The following is a 15,531-nucleotide window of genomic DNA, read 5'->3' on the forward strand; positions in this document are numbered from 1 at the left end:
AGGCCTTCACCCGCATTCGCCTCGAGCACCTGAGAAGCGACGCCCTGACCTGCGCCGCCGAAAGCGACCTGCCCGAGCTCGCCCCGGGGGGCAAGTTCACCCTCACCGACCACGACCTCAGTGAGCTCAACCGCGACTGGCAGGTGGTGATGGTCACCCACCACGGCAGCCAGCCCCAGGCCCTGGAGGAGGACGGCATCACGCAGGGTGATGCGGCAGGGCTAGGGCACATGACCAAGTTCGACAACACCCTGGTGCTGACCCCCGCCGACCGCCCCTGGCGCCCCAAGCCCAATCCCAAGCCCCGCGTCGACGGGCCGCAGATCGCCTTCGTCGTCGGCCCCGAGGGCGAGGAGATCTATTGCGACGAGCACGGCCGGGTCAAGGTGCAGTTCCCCTGGGACCGTTATGCCGAACCGAATACCGCCGGAGCTGAAGGCGAAGCCGCTGGAAGAGCGCCCAGCGCCTGGGTGCGCGTCTCCCAGGGCTGGGCCGGCGGTGGTTACGGCAGCATCGCCATTCCGCGGATCGGCCACGAGGTGGTGGTGTCGTTCCTCGAGGGCGACCCCGATCAGCCGCTGATCACCGGGCGTACTTATCACGCCGTCAACACGCCGCCCTACGAACTGCCGGCGCACAAGACCCGCACCGTTCTCCGCACCCAGAGTCACCAGGGTGAAGGCTTCAACGAACTTCGCTTCGAAGACCAGGCCGGCCAGGAGCAGATCTGGCTCCATGCCCAGAAAGACCTGGAGCTGCTGACCAATAACGACCGCACCGAAGAGATCGGCCACGACAGCTTCCTCACCGTGCACCACGACCGCATCGGTGAGATCGACGGCGACGAGCACCACACCGTACGCGGCAACTGCCATGAGCAGACCGACGGCAATCAGCACCTCACGGTGCAGGGCACGCTGCACATCAAGGCCGGCCAGGCCTGGCTCAGCGAATGCGGCCGCGAACTGCACATCAAGGCCGGCCACAAGGTAGTGCTCGAAGCCGGTAGCGAAATGACCCTCAACGCCGGCGGCAGCTTCCTCAAGCTCGACGGCGGCGGCGTGACCCTGGTCGGCCCCACGGTGAAAGTCAACGCCGGCGGCAGCCCCGGCTCCGGTTCGGGCCAGGCGGTGGAAGCACCGCTGCTGCCGGGCCGGGCGGTGCCGGAGGCGCATGAGGCGATACCGCCCACCGCCCTGCCCAAGCTCAAGGACTACCAGCTCAGCGAAGCCACGCTGATGCCGCTGTGCGGCAAGCTGAGCGAGACCACCTGCAGCCGAGGGGATTGCCCATGCCTGGCTGGTTGAGCCGAATCGGCGGGCGCAGCCAGCGAGTCGATAGCCTGGCCAGCGGCTTCGTCGCCCATCGTTCCGCCTACCTGGTGCTCGACCAGCGCCGCGCACCGGAACGCTGTGCCGCGCTCGTGGCCCAGCCCGGCTGGCACGACTACCTGACCCTGTTCGCCGGCACGCCGCTGTCGCCGCTGCTCGAAGCCAGTCCCTGGCTGGTGGAACTCAAGCTCGGCAGCCAGGCCTGGCAGGCCGCCACCGCGCTGTGCCAAGAGCAACGTATCGGCTGGGCCTTTCAACCGGCGCAGGATGCCCGCCTGGAAGACCTGGCCGATCATCTGCGTCGCCTGTTCATCCTCGACGACCCCCACGGCGGTCAGTCGCTGGTCAACGTGCAGGACCCCACCGCCTGGACGGCGCTGCTCGCCGCCGGCAGCGACACCGCCTACGCCCAACTCGTCGGGCCGCTGGGGCAGGTCGTCACGCCAACGCCGCTGCCGCACTGGCAGGCGTGGCAGCAGGTCGATGAAGTTGGCGAAGACGCGAGCGAGGCCATGGCGCCGCCGCTGACCCATGAGCTGGAACAAGCCCTCAAGGAGAGTTCCCGCGCCTGGTGGCTGAGCGCGGCAACCGACATGCCACTGCAGGAGCTGCCACCGGAGTGGCTGGAGCGGCTCGGGCGGCTCGAAGCAGCGGGTATCCACCAGGCCCATCATCTTCAGCGTTTGCTGCCTAGAGTGCAGCAAGAGCCGAATCCCGAGACGGACTGGTGGGCCCAGGCGACCACCATGGAGCTCCTTCAAGCGGCCATGCCGGCCTGGAAGAAAGTCGACGCACTGGAGGCGTCCGCATGACTCAGGACAACACTACCGAATGGCCACCATTCACGCCCGCGACGACCGCAGGCGGCTCCATCGCTGGCGAGAGCCAGCACGTATGTCAGGCGTCGGAGTGGGTGGATATCCTCTATCTGGTCGGAACCGGCCGCTTCTGGCTGCTGACCGAAGATGCCGCCGAGCTTCTGCACGAGGCCGCCCATGAGCTTCATCAGTGGGCCAGTTTCGAGGATCCGGACCAGCGCAACGCCACCCTGTCCGAACAAGCGGGGATCATGGAGTGCTTCCTGCCCGCGTCACCGATCAGCTTTCTCAATGAGGCAGACCGTGAGAGATATCAGCGACTCAGCCGGCAACTAGAAGATGTACCGGCCCGCTCTCGGGACCCGGAAACCCCAATGGGGCAGCGAATGACCGGCGGCTACGAAATGGCGGCCATCATTCAGGAGCAACAAGGGCTCTATCAGGAAGGAAAACGCATCGCACGAAGCGCAGGCTACGAAATTGCCGGCGACAGGTTTTATGGGCCCTGGGAAGAGGAGATCCAGCAAGCACTGGAGCGTTATCGCCAGGCGAGACGTGACGCCGTTCGGCGTCCTCGAGTCGTGCCGCCCAGTGCGGATGAAGCCGAAATGGCGCCGCTGCGTACCTTGCAGGAAGCCTTGGTCGAGTATCAAGGCTTCATCCAGCGCTGCGAAACGCAAACGCCGAATGCTGCCAGCGCCGAGTGCCAGTTGGCCGACATGTTCACCATGGAACAGCTTCGCAGCGGCACCCTGTATGGCAACTATCTGGAAAGCATTCTCGACCTCGCCGCATTGGGGTTCGCCACACCGGAATATGCCTTGGCCTCTCCCTCGCCAGCCGCTTCCCCGGTGAGGGACGGTATCAGTGGCTTCGACCGCTACAACGACGTGCTGCGTGAACAAGCCGAACTGCTCGCCGAGGTGGAAACCAAGCTTCAGGAGTGGCAGGCCAGCACCGGCGGCCATACCGCTTTGCCTCTGTTCCTGTTCAGCGACGAGCGCGACCGCTACCAGAGCATGAGCGACGAACTCGATGACTTGCACGAGCGGGCCAAGCGTGCGACGGAAGCCATGCGTCCGCACCGCGTTCTGTTCTGGCAGGCCGACCTGGCGGACGAGCGCAACGCGTTCGGCTATGAGAAACGTCAACTGGACGTGCTGGTACGTAACGACTGGCCGCTGCGTGAATACAGCGCAGCGGGAGGCGAGCGCTCCCTGAGCCATGTCAGCCTGCATGTGCTGATGGACCGTATGGCCACCGCCGAGCGCAACGCCGTGGCCCCGTTGTTGGTGATCGACGGAGTCCTGCCGGAAACGTTATGGGAGGCGCCGGAGCAAGCGCTCAGCCATTGGCTGTCGCTCAAAGGTTGCCACCCCATTGACTGGCGCGGTGCATGGCACGACGACGAACTGGGACTGTTTCAGCCCGAGCGTTTCTTTGCCGACCTGGACGCCCAAGGCTACGAAATCGCCAGCCTGGCGGACGATGCGACCCGCACGCGCTGGGGCGAGACGCTGGAGCGGATCCTGTTTACCGGGCCGGCCAAGGACACCCTGCGGCTGTTCGACGCCAGCGCCCAAGCGCAGATGCTGCGATTGGTGGGAATGACCCAAGGGGAGTTGAAGGACGAAATCTCCGTGGAATTTTCCGGCCCGCTGCGACTGGCCGAACCGCTCGAAGGCGAACTGGAAACTCACCAGTTGGAAGTCAACGCGGGTAGCAGCGAGGGACCGCTGCGACAGGAGTGGGATTTCAAAGGCACCTATCATCTGGCACGTGGCGAGGTGAGCCTGGGTGTGCTGGAACTCCCCAAGGCCGACGAGGCCCCACGCGTCTCGGTGAGATTACCGGCTCGCGACAACGAGGAGCGCAGCCTGGGCCGCTACGCCTTGCGCCTGGAAACGGTGGCGAAGGGATTCGCCGGCGCCAGCCTGGCGCTCACCGGCAAGGTCGGCCTGTCGATCAACCGTGACCTGAGTGTAGAGAGTGAAGACCGCGTTTCGCGATTGGGAGTCGGTGCCAACCTCAAGGCTTTCGCCGGGGTGCGCGGAGGGTTGGAGAGCCGCTGCGAGCTGCGCTGGGAGCCGCCAGAGGACATCGCGATGCGCGCGCCGATGCATCAGGCGATTGACGCCTTCACCCGGCGCAACCAGCTGAGGCAACTGCAGGAGTGGCGCAGCCTGGGCATGGTCAAGGGCAGCCTCGAAAGCGGCAAGGGCAAAGGCTTCGAACTCGACTACCAGCTTGGCATCCACAACGGCAAGTTCGTGCTGCGTGCCAAGGCAGCGCTGTTCTTCGGCCCGGTGCGAGTGGCAGTGTGGGCATGGAGCTGGATAACCGCCATCTGGATCTGTGGCTTACCATGCTGCATCGTGACCTGGTGGCCAACGGCTACGAACACCTGGACTGGCTGGACGAAGAAGCCTTCGAGGAATTCAGCAATCTGGGCTATGTCCTGACCCTGACACTATTGAACACCGGACTGCTTCTGGCCCAAGGGCGAGAGTGGTTCCGGAGCCTGCGCCACGAGCTCAGCCGCTCGGAGCGGGCTGGGCCGATTGCCTATGTCCTGGCCACCCGTGATGACGAAGAGGATTTGAAGCGCATGAGCGCCTGGGTACAGCAGATGACCCCTGAAGCGCTTGGATCGCTCCTCTTCTTGCTGAGCAGTACACCACAGGACTTCTCAGTGGACGCGATTGCCGATCGGCAGACCATGGTCAGCTTAGGTGGGAATGACAGCCCTACATTCAGCGAAGACCAGGCTCTCGATTACCAGCAGATCGCCATCGCCAACTGTCTGGAATGGATCGTGGATGGCATGAGGCGCAATGTGTACGGCCGTAGGCCCGAAAGCGGGGCACACCCCGCCCAGCTACTGTTCACCAAGGCCGTGGCTCGAATGACTGTTAATGGACGGCGGACGACAAATTTTTCAAATTTAGACTACCAGAATAACAGGTATAAATTAGATGAATTTATGGGGCGTAACTCTGGCACGGGCAGCCTTGACTCGGCTGATGCACGAGTAAATTATAGCTCATACGCTTCCCAGCTCAAAATTAACATGCCCTCAGGGGCTCGGTCATAGGAAAAAGGATTTATGTCAATGATCAACGCCCTGCTAGGCTTCGCCCTGGCTCTATTTCCACTGACAGGATGGGCTCTATTAAGCGAAAGTGAGCAGGCGGCTAAAGATCAGGGCATGCAGCTTTATAACCTTCATAAGCGCGCATCAGCCATCCCCTATTTGGAAGTAGCGGCTGACGCTGGCGACGTTGAGGCGATGTACTATCTAGGGGAAGCTCACCGCTTGCGTCATATGGGTATGACCCGTGAAGCTCTGGATTGGTATCACTTGGCTGCCCAAGAGGGCGACCCCTATGCCATGCTGCGTCTCGAATCAGGCAATGTATGCAAGCTCGGGGACGTATGTCCTGAAGCAGGAGACAATTGGGCTGAGAGTGCACTTAGCATCGTCCTACCCCAAGCCGAAGACGGCGATGCCGAAGCAATGGGAACGCTATTTCATGTGTACCTTGCCCTTGGTGAACATACCGAAGCGGTAGATTGGCTGAAAAGTGCTGCAGAAGCTCGCGACCCAGCGTCTCAATATATGCTAGGTATAATTATTCAAGAGGATGAGGGCTATATCCCGGACGAAGAAGAGCGTCTCAGAACAGCAGAGCACTGGCTGCAAGATGCTGCCGATCAAGGTTCTGTCCCTGCAATGGATCGCTTGGCGATGGTCATGAGGCAACAGGGACGTGATGAAGAAGCTTGGACATGGCTTGTCAAGGCATCTGAAGGGGGGCACAAAAGCGCAAGAGGAAATATAGGCTGGTGTCTACTTAACCGTGAGGAGCGAGGAGAAGACTTCTGTCCTCCTGAAGAAGATCGAGTTAAAGGATGGGCGATATTGTTCTCTATTCATCAAGAAACGGGTGACAGAACTTCAAGAAATATTATGTCCAGGAATAGAGAAAGACTTACCGAAGAAGAAGTTGAAGAGGCTGAAGCCTTAGCACAAGATTGGCTGGATAAGGGGCCGCCTATTTCTGAGTATCCACCCAGATACGGCTTCTGATGTCGTCACGTATCGGAATAGGGGCGCTCGCTGTGCTACTGCTCAGCCCGGCTAGCGGCTGGGCAGTGAATGCCGAGACCTTGGCCAAGGACGAGGATGCGGACTCAGCCTTTCCCCGGCCCCTGCCACACCCGCAGCCGGCCCAGCCAGGTCAGCTCGTGGGAGGCTTGCCGCAATTCCTGGGCGGCATCTTCCAGGCTCTGTTGGGGCGGTAGCTCGCTCACGTAGACCGAGACATCGATCTGTTCGGCCAGGTAGTGCAGGTCGAGGGCAACGCGGTCCTGCCAGACGGGACAATCCTGCCAGGCCTCGTCGAGCATGCTCTCCACATCCTGGCGCAGCGGCAGGCCGGGGCGCAGGCTGTGTTCGATCTGGTCCGAATCGTCCTCGGGGTCGATATGGAAGGTCACGTCGGCCAGTTCGGGGTAGGCGTTGCGCAGCTGCCGGCTGACCGCATTGCCGATCTCGTGGGCCTCGGAAACGGTCAGCCGGGGCGGCACCACGATATGCAGGTCGAGCACCACGTGGCTGCCCACCGAGCGGGTGCGCAGGTCGTGGACGCTGTCCACCCCGGGCACCGCTTCGGCGATGGCCTTCATCTGCACCTGGTCGTTCTCGGGCAGGGCGGTGTCGATCAGCTCGCGACCCGATTCCCACAGCAGCCGCCAGCCCACCTGGCCGACCATGATGCCGACGATGATGGCGGCCACCGCATCGACCCAGCCGGCGCCGAGCTGTGCCGCCACCAGGCCGACCAGCACCACGCCGGTGGAGAGCGCGTCCGAACGCGAATGCCAGGCGTTGGCCTCGAGCAGCCGCGAGCGGATGCGCCTGGCCACGACCATGGTGTAGCGGAAGATCCACTCCTTGGCGGCCAGGGAGAACACGGCCACGCCGATGGCCCACAGCCCGGGGGCGGGGATGGGCTCGCCGGCCAGCAGGCGGGTGAGGCTGGCCCAGGCGATGCCGCCGGCCACGAAGATCAATACGCTGCCCAGCCAGAGCGTCGCCAGGGTCTCGATCCGGCCATGGCCGTAGGGGTGGTCGCTGTCCGGCGCCTGGCGGCCGAAGTGGGTCGCCGCCATCACGAAGCCATCGGTGACCAGGTCGGAAAAGGAGTGGATGCCATCCGCGATCAGGGCGGCGGAGCCGACCACCCAGCCGGCCACGATCTTGAGCAGCCCGACCGTCAGGTCTATCACGGCGCCGATCAAGGTGACCCGATGCGCTTCTCGCGCCTGGGCGCCGCGGTCGGGTGGCAGGTGGGCGGGGGCATTCATGACGACATGTCGCTGCCTGCGAGCAGCGCTGCCTTGTGCCGCACGGGGTTGGCGTACTGGGCCAGCCACCAGTCGCGGAGCTCGGTGGGAACCTCGTTCAGGCGCGCCTGGAAGCGTGCCCGGTCGACGTCGCTGACCTCGCTCATGTCCAGCAGCTCGGGCGCGTCGCCCAGCGCTTCCAGGGCCAGGTAGTGGCTGGGGAAGAGGTGATACCCCCCGACCACCTGGCGGTCGATCTCCGCGGCCACCGCTTCCGGGGTGTCGAAGCCGGTGCCGAGGGGCTCGCCGAAACGCAGCTCCACGCGCCCCTTGTGGCCGGTGATGCCCGCCACGATGGAGCTGATGTCCTCGAACTCGCTCTTCTCGTAGCTGCCATGGTTGTGAATAGCGTGCAGTTCACGCGCCTTCTGCAGGTCGCAGGGGTCGTATTCGTAGCTGATCGAGACCGGCACCATGCGCAGCTCGGCGATGGCATCGCCGATGGGGGCGCTGCGGTCCTCCTGGCGCCGAGCCATGGTCAGCATCTTGATGATCGCCGTGTCGGTACGGTCGATGCCGTCCTTGGCGCGTCCCTCGCGCTGGGCCATCCAGATGGAATGGTTGTCCTCGGTGATCGAGTGGCGTATGTAGCTCGAGAGATTCTGGTAGGCCGCCAGCATGGCGCGCTTGCCGCGCAGGGCGCGCGGCACGATGAAGCTCTTGTTGAGCCGCATCAGGTCGGTCACGTAGGGCTTCTTGAGCAGGTTGTCGCCGATGGCGATTCGCACGGTGTCGCGTCCCGCCCGGTGCAGGGCGTAGTTGACGAAGGCCGGGTCCAGCGAGATGTCGCGATGGTTGCCGATGAACAGGTAGGCGGTATCGGGATTCAGCCGCTCCAGCCCCTCGACGCGGAAATCGTCGGTGGAGGTGCGGATCATGCGCTCCATGTAGTGGGCCACGCGCATCTGGAAGTCGTGCACGCTGGCCACGTCGCGCGTCTCGCGGCGAATCACGTAGGAAGCCAGGGCGCGAGCCAGCCAGGGCAGCGTTCGGCTAAGGCGTGGCAGCCGGTAGCGGGTCAGGGCGTCGAGCAGTTCGCGGTTGCTGGCCAGGTTCGCCAATACCGCCGCCACCTCGTCGTCCCGATAGGGGCGTATGTCGGCCCAGGGATCCGTTGCAGTCGTACCTGTCGCGGTGTCGGTCATCGGTGTGTCTTGGTTGCCGGGTGGTATCATTCACTCGCCTGCGGGGCGGCATTGGCCTCGCCGCCAAGCCAAGTGATCAGTTGTTCTATCTCGTCGGCCAGGGCCTTGGTCATCAGCATGAAGTCGGCCTCGAGGCGCACCGTGGCGTCACCATCGTCCTCGATCTCGCCGGCTTCGTCGATCAGGGTGTCGCTGAAGCGCAGGGACTTGAGCGTCAGGTCGTCGTGCAGCACGTAGCCGAGCCGCCCCTCGATCTCCACCGCCAGGCGGCTGGCCTGTCGGCCGGCGGCGAGCAACTGCTGGATCTCGTCGCTGTCGAGGTCCACCTGGCGCGCGCGCAGGACCCCGTCGTCGCCCTTGGCCTTGAGCTCGACCTGGTCGCCGAGCTGCAGCGAGCCGGGTCGCGAGTCCTCTTCGGCGAGCCACTGGGTCATCGCGCGCATCGGCAGCGTCTGGGTCGCCAGCGGTGTCACCTTGAGGCTGCCCAGGGTCTCGCGGAGCAGGTCCAGCGCTTCCTCGGCACGCTTGCGCGAACTGGTATTCACTGCGATCAGGTTGCGCTGGGTATCCCACCACAGGTCGACCTTCTGGCTGCGAATGAAGGCGCGCGGCAACAGCTCCTCGTAGATCAGCTCCTTGAGCTCCTGCTTTTCCTGGCGGCGCAGCTTGCGCCCCTCGCGAGCCTCGATGTCGGCGCTGCGCTCCTCCAGTTCCTCGCGCACCACACCGGCGGGCAACAGCCGCTCATGGCGCAGCATGGTCATCAGGCGCTGGCCCTGCAGCTCGTGCAGCAGCGCGGTGCCGGCGCGCCCGGCGGGAGGGCACCAGCCCACGCGCCTGGCTTCCTGGCTGCCGGGCGTGCGTGCCGCCTGCTCGGCCAGGGCGGCCTCCAGGTCGGCCGCGGGAATGCCCGTCGACCCGTGCAGGCGGTAAAGGTGCAAGTGCTTGAACCACATGGCGCAATTCCCTGAACGAAAGGACGCATATTATGGCGAAGGGGGCACCCGGGTTCCAGTGGCAAACGGCGTGCGTGATCCGGAACAATTCAAACTAATGTTTGAATCTGTCTCGGGGGCAGGCCTAGAATCGAGTGGCATGCCATCGGAGAACAAAGGAGATCCCACGTATGGAGCATTGTGTTTCCCGCGTCACCCTGCGCGTTCGTGGCTACCACCTGGATGGCTACGGCCACGTCAACAACGCCCGGTACCTGGAATTCCTCGAGGAGGGGCGGTGGGGCTATTTCGATGACCGCCCCGAGCTCGCGCGGCATTTCGCTTCCGGCAACCCGGCCCTGGTGGCGGTCAATCTCAACATCAACTATCGCCAGGCTGCGGTGGGCGGCGACGATCTCGAAGTGATCACCCGAATCGCCGAGCTGGGCCACCGTAGCGCCCGCATCCATCAGGAGATTCGTCGCATCGGCGACGGCCAGCCGATTGCCGACGCCGACCTCACCTTCGTTCTGTTCGACGTGCGCAACCAGCAATCCATGCCCATTGAGGGAGAGATCCGCCAGGCTCTGGAGCCGCTGGTGTTGCCGAAGGAGGCATGAAGGGGAAACATCAGCGGCAGCATCATCTTGTCGCTTGTGTCCAGTCTTCCTTTGCACTGCCTCGCACGCTGCCTTTGTGTCGCCCGCAGTGGTATGATGGCAGGCTGTAATGGCGCGCCACGCCTCGGCCAATGCTTGGCTTGAAGAGCGCACCAAATCGTTGTAGCGCAAAGGATTCGACGACCCATGGGTGACATCGCCAGAGAGATTCTGCCAGTCAACATCGAGGACGAGCTGAAGCAGTCGTACCTCGACTACGCGATGAGCGTGATCATCGGCCGTGCGCTGCCGGACGTGCGCGACGGGCTCAAGCCGGTGCACCGGCGCGTGCTGTTCGCCATGCACGAACTCGGCAACGACTGGAACAAGCCGTACAAGAAGTCCGCCCGCGTGGTGGGCGACGTCATCGGTAAGTACCACCCCCATGGTGACAGCGCGGTCTACGACACCATCGTGCGCATGGCCCAGGATTTCTCCATGCGCCACGTGCTGGTCGACGGCCAGGGCAACTTCGGCTCGATCGACGGCGACAGCGCCGCGGCGATGCGTTACACCGAGGTGCGCATGGCCAGGCTCGCCCACGAGCTGCTGGCCGATCTCGACAAGGACACCGTCGACTGGGTCGACAACTACGACGGCACCGAGCGCATTCCCGACGTGCTGCCGACCAAGGTGCCCAACCTGCTGATCAACGGCTCCTCGGGCATCGCCGTCGGCATGGCCACCAACATCCCGCCGCACAACATGATCGAGGTGATCGACGGCTGCCTGGCGCTGATCGACGACTACACCCTGACCGTCGACGACCTGATGGAGTACATCTCCGGGCCCGATTTCCCCACCGCGGGGATCATCAACGGCCGCGCCGGCATCCTCGAGGCCTACCGCACCGGTCGCGGGCGCATCTACGTGCGCGCCCGCCACACCATCGAGCACGACGACAAGAGCGGCCGCGACCACATCATCATCACCGAGCTGCCCTACCAGGTGAACAAGGCGCGGCTGATCGAGAAGATCGCCGAGCTGGTCAAGGACAAGAAGATCGAGGGCATCGCCGAGCTGCGCGACGAGTCCGACAAGGACGGCCTGCGCGTGGTGATCGAGATCAAGCGCGGCGAGTCCGGCGAGGTGGTGGTCAACAACCTCTTCGCCCAGACCCAGCTGCAGAACGTCTTCGGCATCAACATGGTCGCCATCGAGAATGGCCAGCCCAAGATCCTCAACCTCAAGGAGGTGCTCGAGGCGTTCATCCGGCACCGCCGCGAGGTGGTCACCCGGCGCACCCTGTACGAACTGAAGAAGGCCCGCGAGCGCGGCCACATCCTCGAAGGCCTGGCCGTCGCCATCTCCAACATCGACGAGGTGATCGAGCTGATCAAGGCCTCGCCGAGCGCCGCCGAAGCCAAGGAGAAGCTGCTCGACAAGGTCTGGCCGCCCGGCCAGGTCACCGCCATGCTGGAGCGCGCCGGCGCCACCTCGTGCAAGCCCGAAGAGCTCGAGGAGGGCTTCGGGCTCAACACCTCCGGCACCGAATACCGCCTCTCGCCGGCCCAGGCCCAGGCCATCCTCGAACTGCGCCTGCACCGCCTGACCGGCCTCGAGACCGAAAAGCTGCTCGACGAGTACCTCGGTATCCTCGAGAGGATCGCCGAGCTGATGGCGATCCTGGCCTCCAGCGAGCGCCTGCTCGAGGTGATTCGTGAGGAACTCACCGCCGTACGCGACCAGTTCGGCGATGCGCGCCGCACCGAGATCCAGGCCAGCCACCTCGACCTCTCGATCGAGGACCTGATCGCCGAGGAGGACATGGTGGTCACGGTCTCGCGCACCGGCTACGCCAAGACCCAGCCGCTCTCCGACTACCAGGCCCAGCGCCGTGGCGGTCGCGGTAAGTCGGCCACCGCCATGAAGGACGAGGACGTCATCGAGCACCTGCTGGTGGCCTCCACCCACGACACCGTGCTGATGTTCTCCAACAAGGGCAAGGTCTACTGGCTCAAGGTCTACGAGATGCCGGCGGCCAGCCGCGGCTCGCGCGGCAAGCCGCTGGTCAACCTGCTGCCGCTGGACGAGGGCGAGGCGATCAACGCCATCATGCCGGTGAAGGACTACAGCCCCGACTGCTACATCTTCTTCGCCACCGCCAAGGGCACGGTCAAGCGCACCAGCCTCGACCAGTTCTCGCGCCCGCGCAGCGTCGGCCTGATCGCCATCGACATCGAAGAGGACGACCGCCTGGTGGGTGCCGCCATCACCTCGGGCAACGACCACGTCATGCTGCTGTCGTCCAACGGCAAGGCGATTCGCTTCGAAGAGACCAACGTGCGCGCCATGGGCCGTACCGCCCGCGGCGTGCGTGGCATGCGCCTGCTCGGCGACGCCGAAGTGATCAGCCTGATCATCCCCCAGAGCCAGCAGATCGACGCCGACGCCGACAGCGAGACGGAAGGCGAAGAAGGCGCCGCGCTGGAGAACGGCAACGGCGGGCAGATCTACATCCTCACCGCCTCCGAGAACGGCTACGGCAAGCGTACCCGGCTCGAGGAGTTCCCGCTGCGCGGGCGCGGCGGTCAGGGCGTGATCGCCATGCAGACCAGCGAGCGCAACGGCTCCCTCGTCGCCGCCATGCAGGTCTACTCCGCCGACGAGATGATGCTGATCACCGACCGCGGCACCCTGGTGCGCACCCGCGTCGACGAGGTCTCGATCACCTCGCGCAACACTCAGGGCGTGATGCTGATTCGCCTGGGCAACGACGAGAAGCTGGTCAAGACCGTGCGCATCGACGAGCCCGACGCGGAGAGCGAGCCTGAGAACGGTGCCGAGGACGAAGCGGACGCACCGAAAGCCGAGCTGCAGAACGGGCCGGCTGCGGACGGGAGCGAGGGTGTAGAAGAGAACCGGAACGACGAATAAGCGCGTCTGCATAACCGGAAAGCGATGAGCTGTTCCGGCGACGAGCCTCGCGAGGGCGCTGTGACCCCATCCTTGGGCGCTACTTTTGCCATCCATGGCAAAAGACCCTCGCTACGGCTCGTCCCCGGCGCTCATCCCGCCTGGTCACGACATGAGTAGAACGGAACACCACGCTGATGACACGCCACTATAACTTCTGCGCCGGTCCCGCGGCGCTGCCCACCCCGGTGCTCGAGCGCGCGCGGGAAGAGCTGCTCGACTACCAGGGCCGCGGGCTCTCGGTGATGGAGATGAGCCACCGTTCGCCCGAGTTCGTCGCCATCGCCGAGCAGGCCGAGGCCGACCTGCGCGAGCTGCTCGCCGTGCCGTCGAACTACAAGGTGCTGTTCCTGCAGGGCGGCGCCAGCCTGCAGTTCGCCATGGTGCCGATGAACCTGCTGGGGCAGGGCGGGGCGGCCAACTTCCTCTACACAGGGATCTGGGGCAAGAAGGCGCTGGCGGAAGCCAGGCAGCTGGGCTTCGACGTGCACCTGGCCGGTTCCAGCGAGCCAAGCGGTCACGCCGAGGTACCGACCCAGGCCGAACTGGCGCTCTCCGCGGATGCCGCCTACCTGCACTACACCGCCAACGAGACCATCGGCGGGCTCGAGTTCGACTACATCCCCGACGTCAACGTGCCGCTGGTGTGCGACTACTCTTCCAGCATCCTGGCCGAGCCGCTCGACGTGTCGCGCTTCGGCGTCATCTACGCCGGGGCGCAGAAGAACATCGGCCCCGCCGGCCTGACCCTGGTACTGGTGCGCGACGACCTGCTCGATCGCCGCTGCGAACGCATCCCCAGCCTGTTCGACTACCGCGCCATGGCCGAGGCGGGCTCCATGATCAACACGCCGCCCACCTACGCCTGGTACCTGGCGGGGCTGGTGTTCCAGTGGCTCAAGCATGACATCGGCGGGCTCGAGGCCATGGCGGCGATCAATGCGCGCAAGGCGGCCAAGCTCTACGCGGCGATCGACGCCAGCGGGTTCTACTCCAACCCCATCGTGCCGCGCAACCGCTCGCGCATGAACGTGCCGTTCGTGCTCGCCGACGAACGCCTCGACAAGACCTTCCTGGCGGAAGCCGAAGAGGCCGGCCTGCTCAACCTCAAGGGCCACCGCAGCGTCGGCGGCATGCGGGCGAGCCTCTACAACGCCGTACCCGAAGCGGCCGTCGATGCGCTGATCGACTTCATGGCCGACTTCGAGCAACGCAGGGGATAAGCCATGACCGACACCCCCGTCAATCTCGACTCGCTGCGTGAACGCATCGACGCGCTCGACAACGAGATCCTGCGCCTGATCAGCGCCCGCGCCGAGTGTGCCAAGCAGGTCGCCGAGGTCAAGACCAAGCACGACCCCGGCGCCGTCTTCTATCGCCCCGAGCGCGAGGCCCAGGTGCTGCGCCGGATCATGGAGCTCAACCCGGGCCCGCTCAACAGCGAGGAGATGGCGCGGCTGTTCCGCGAGATCATGTCCGCCTGCCTGGCGCTGGAGCAGCCCACCAAGGTGGCCTATCTCGGCCCCGAAGGCACCTTCACCCAGCAGGCCGCGCTCAAGCACTTCGGCGAGAGCGCGGTGAGCATGCCCATGGCCGCCATCGACGAGGTCTTCCGTGAAGTGGAGGCGGGGGCGGTCAACTACGGCGTGGTGCCGGTGGAGAACTCCACCGAGGGCGTGGTCAGCCACACCCTCGACTCGTTCATGGACTCCTCGATCCGCATCTGCGGCGAGGTGGTGCTGCGTATCCACCACCACCTGCTGGTCGCCGACACCACGCTGCGCGACAAGGTCTCGCGGGTCTACTCCCACCCGCAGTCGCTGGCCCAGTGTCGCAAGTGGCTCGACGCCCACTATCCACGCGCCGAGCGGGTGCCGGTGTCGTCCAACGCCGAGGCGGCCCGCATGATCAAGAGCGAGTGGCACAGCGCCGCCATCGCCGGCGACATGGCCGCCAAGCTCTACGGCCTGGAGAAGGTCGCCGAGAAGATCGAGGACCGTCCCGACAACTCCACGCGCTTCCTGATCATCGGCAGCCAGCACGTGCCCATGTCCGGCGAGGACAAGACCTCCATCGTGGTCGCCATGCGCAACCAGCCCGGCGCGCTGCACGACCTGCTCGAGCCGTTCCACCGGCACAGCATCGACCTCACCCGCCTGGAGACGCGCCCCTCGCGCACCGGGGTGTGGAACTACGTGTTCTTCATCGACTTCAAGGGCCACGTGGACGAGCCGCGGGTCGCCGCGGTACTCGAGGAGGTGCGCCTGCGCGCCTCCGAGGTCAAGGTACTCGGCTCCTACCCCGTGGGTGTGCTGTAA

The 15,531-nt window shown here is 64.8% G+C and carries 12 protein-coding genes; 9 read left to right on the forward strand and 3 right to left on the reverse strand.

Annotated features, from left to right (window positions below):
• The 5 genes from DIS04_RS00005 to DIS04_RS00025 form a co-directional block, all read left to right on the forward strand.
• Nucleotides 1-1,307, forward strand: a 1,307-nt coding sequence (locus tag DIS04_RS00005; protein ID WP_162622982.1) for a type VI secretion system Vgr family protein, incomplete at its 5' end; no start/stop codon positions are given.
• Entirely contained in the window at nucleotides 1,292-2,143 is an 852-nt protein-coding gene (locus DIS04_RS00010; RefSeq protein WP_111411676.1) for a DUF4123 domain-containing protein, read from the forward strand. The genes DIS04_RS00005 and DIS04_RS00010, both read left to right, overlap by 16 nt.
• Complete coding sequence (locus DIS04_RS00015; RefSeq protein WP_111411677.1) at nucleotides 2,140-4,611, forward strand: hypothetical protein; 2,472 nt, start codon at nucleotides 2,140-2,142, stop codon at nucleotides 4,609-4,611. Before DIS04_RS00010 ends, DIS04_RS00015 begins: the two co-directional genes overlap by 4 nt.
• Nucleotides 4,515-5,243: a hypothetical protein gene (locus DIS04_RS00020; protein WP_111411678.1), complete on the forward strand. Its 729-nt coding sequence runs from the start codon at nucleotides 4,515-4,517 to the stop codon at nucleotides 5,241-5,243. The genes DIS04_RS00015 and DIS04_RS00020 overlap by 97 nt, the downstream gene beginning before the upstream one ends.
• A gap of 18 nt (nucleotides 5,244-5,261) precedes the next feature.
• Complete coding sequence (locus tag DIS04_RS00025; RefSeq protein ID WP_218938111.1) at nucleotides 5,262-6,239, forward strand: tetratricopeptide repeat protein; 978 nt, start codon at nucleotides 5,262-5,264, stop codon at nucleotides 6,237-6,239.
• 104 nt (nucleotides 6,240-6,343) lie between these two features.
• On the opposite strand, the gene DIS04_RS00030 is transcribed toward DIS04_RS00025, so the two are convergent.
• Genes DIS04_RS00030 through DIS04_RS00040 form a run of 3 tightly spaced genes read right to left on the reverse strand, consistent with a single transcriptional unit; the run spans nucleotide 6,344 to nucleotide 9,659 of the window.
• Entirely contained in the window at nucleotides 6,344-7,519 is a 1,176-nt protein-coding gene (locus tag DIS04_RS00030) for a cation diffusion facilitator family transporter (RefSeq protein ID WP_111411679.1), read from the reverse strand.
• Nucleotides 7,516-8,703 carry a 1-acyl-sn-glycerol-3-phosphate acyltransferase gene (locus tag DIS04_RS00035; protein WP_111411680.1) on the reverse strand — a complete coding sequence of 396 codons (1,188 nt, stop codon included), beginning with the start codon at nucleotides 8,701-8,703 and terminating at the stop codon, nucleotides 7,516-7,518. Before DIS04_RS00035 ends, DIS04_RS00030 begins: the two co-directional genes overlap by 4 nt.
• Before the next feature lie 26 nt (nucleotides 8,704-8,729).
• Nucleotides 8,730-9,659, reverse strand: coding sequence for a recombination-associated protein RdgC (locus DIS04_RS00040; RefSeq protein WP_111411681.1), 930 nt, complete (start codon nucleotides 9,657-9,659; stop codon nucleotides 8,730-8,732).
• Between the two features lie 170 nt (nucleotides 9,660-9,829).
• Here DIS04_RS00040 and DIS04_RS00045 point away from each other — a divergent pair, with 170 nt between their 5' ends.
• From DIS04_RS00045 to pheA, 4 genes are all read left to right on the forward strand, one after another.
• Nucleotides 9,830-10,258: an acyl-CoA thioesterase gene (locus DIS04_RS00045; RefSeq protein WP_111411682.1), complete on the forward strand. Its 429-nt coding sequence runs from the start codon at nucleotides 9,830-9,832 to the stop codon at nucleotides 10,256-10,258.
• A gap of 186 nt (nucleotides 10,259-10,444) precedes the next feature.
• A complete protein-coding gene (gene gyrA, locus DIS04_RS00050) occupies nucleotides 10,445-13,174 on the forward strand; it encodes a DNA gyrase subunit A (protein ID WP_111411683.1) in 2,730 nt (909 codons plus the stop codon).
• A gap of 176 nt (nucleotides 13,175-13,350) precedes the next feature.
• Nucleotides 13,351-14,436, forward strand: a complete 1,086-nt coding sequence (serC, locus tag DIS04_RS00055; protein ID WP_111411684.1) for a 3-phosphoserine/phosphohydroxythreonine transaminase — start codon at nucleotides 13,351-13,353, stop codon at nucleotides 14,434-14,436.
• Nucleotides 14,437-14,439: 3 nt separating this feature from the next.
• On the forward strand, nucleotides 14,440-15,531 hold the full coding sequence (gene pheA, locus DIS04_RS00060; protein ID WP_111411685.1) for a prephenate dehydratase: 1,092 nt from the start codon (nucleotides 14,440-14,442) through the stop codon (nucleotides 15,529-15,531).

Origin of the sequence: Billgrantia lactosivorans (genome assembly GCF_003254665.1) — a bacterium.
Taxonomy (GTDB): domain Bacteria; phylum Pseudomonadota; class Gammaproteobacteria; order Pseudomonadales; family Halomonadaceae; genus Halomonas; species Halomonas lactosivorans.

Coding starts and splice junctions, on each gene's coding strand:
- DIS04_RS00045 (WP_111411682.1), top strand. CDS start 9,830: ATGGAGCATTGTGTTTCCCGCGTCACCCTGCGCGTTCGTGGCTACCAC.
- DIS04_RS00010 (WP_111411676.1), top strand. CDS start 1,292: ATGCCTGGCTGGTTGAGCCGAATCGGCGGGCGCAGCCAGCGAGTCGAT.
- DIS04_RS00020 (WP_111411678.1), top strand. CDS start 4,515: ATGCTGCATCGTGACCTGGTGGCCAACGGCTACGAACACCTGGACTGG.
- DIS04_RS00025 (WP_218938111.1), top strand. CDS start 5,262: ATGATCAACGCCCTGCTAGGCTTCGCCCTGGCTCTATTTCCACTGACA.
- serC (WP_111411684.1), top strand. CDS start 13,351: ATGACACGCCACTATAACTTCTGCGCCGGTCCCGCGGCGCTGCCCACC.
- gyrA (WP_111411683.1), top strand. CDS start 10,445: ATGGGTGACATCGCCAGAGAGATTCTGCCAGTCAACATCGAGGACGAG.
- DIS04_RS00030 (WP_111411679.1), bottom strand. CDS start 7,519: ATGAATGCCCCCGCCCACCTGCCACCCGACCGCGGCGCCCAGGCGCGA.
- pheA (WP_111411685.1), top strand. CDS start 14,440: ATGACCGACACCCCCGTCAATCTCGACTCGCTGCGTGAACGCATCGAC.
- DIS04_RS00040 (WP_111411681.1), bottom strand. CDS start 9,659: ATGTGGTTCAAGCACTTGCACCTTTACCGCCTGCACGGGTCGACGGGC.
- DIS04_RS00035 (WP_111411680.1), bottom strand. CDS start 8,703: ATGACCGACACCGCGACAGGTACGACTGCAACGGATCCCTGGGCCGAC.
- DIS04_RS00015 (WP_111411677.1), top strand. CDS start 2,140: ATGACTCAGGACAACACTACCGAATGGCCACCATTCACGCCCGCGACG.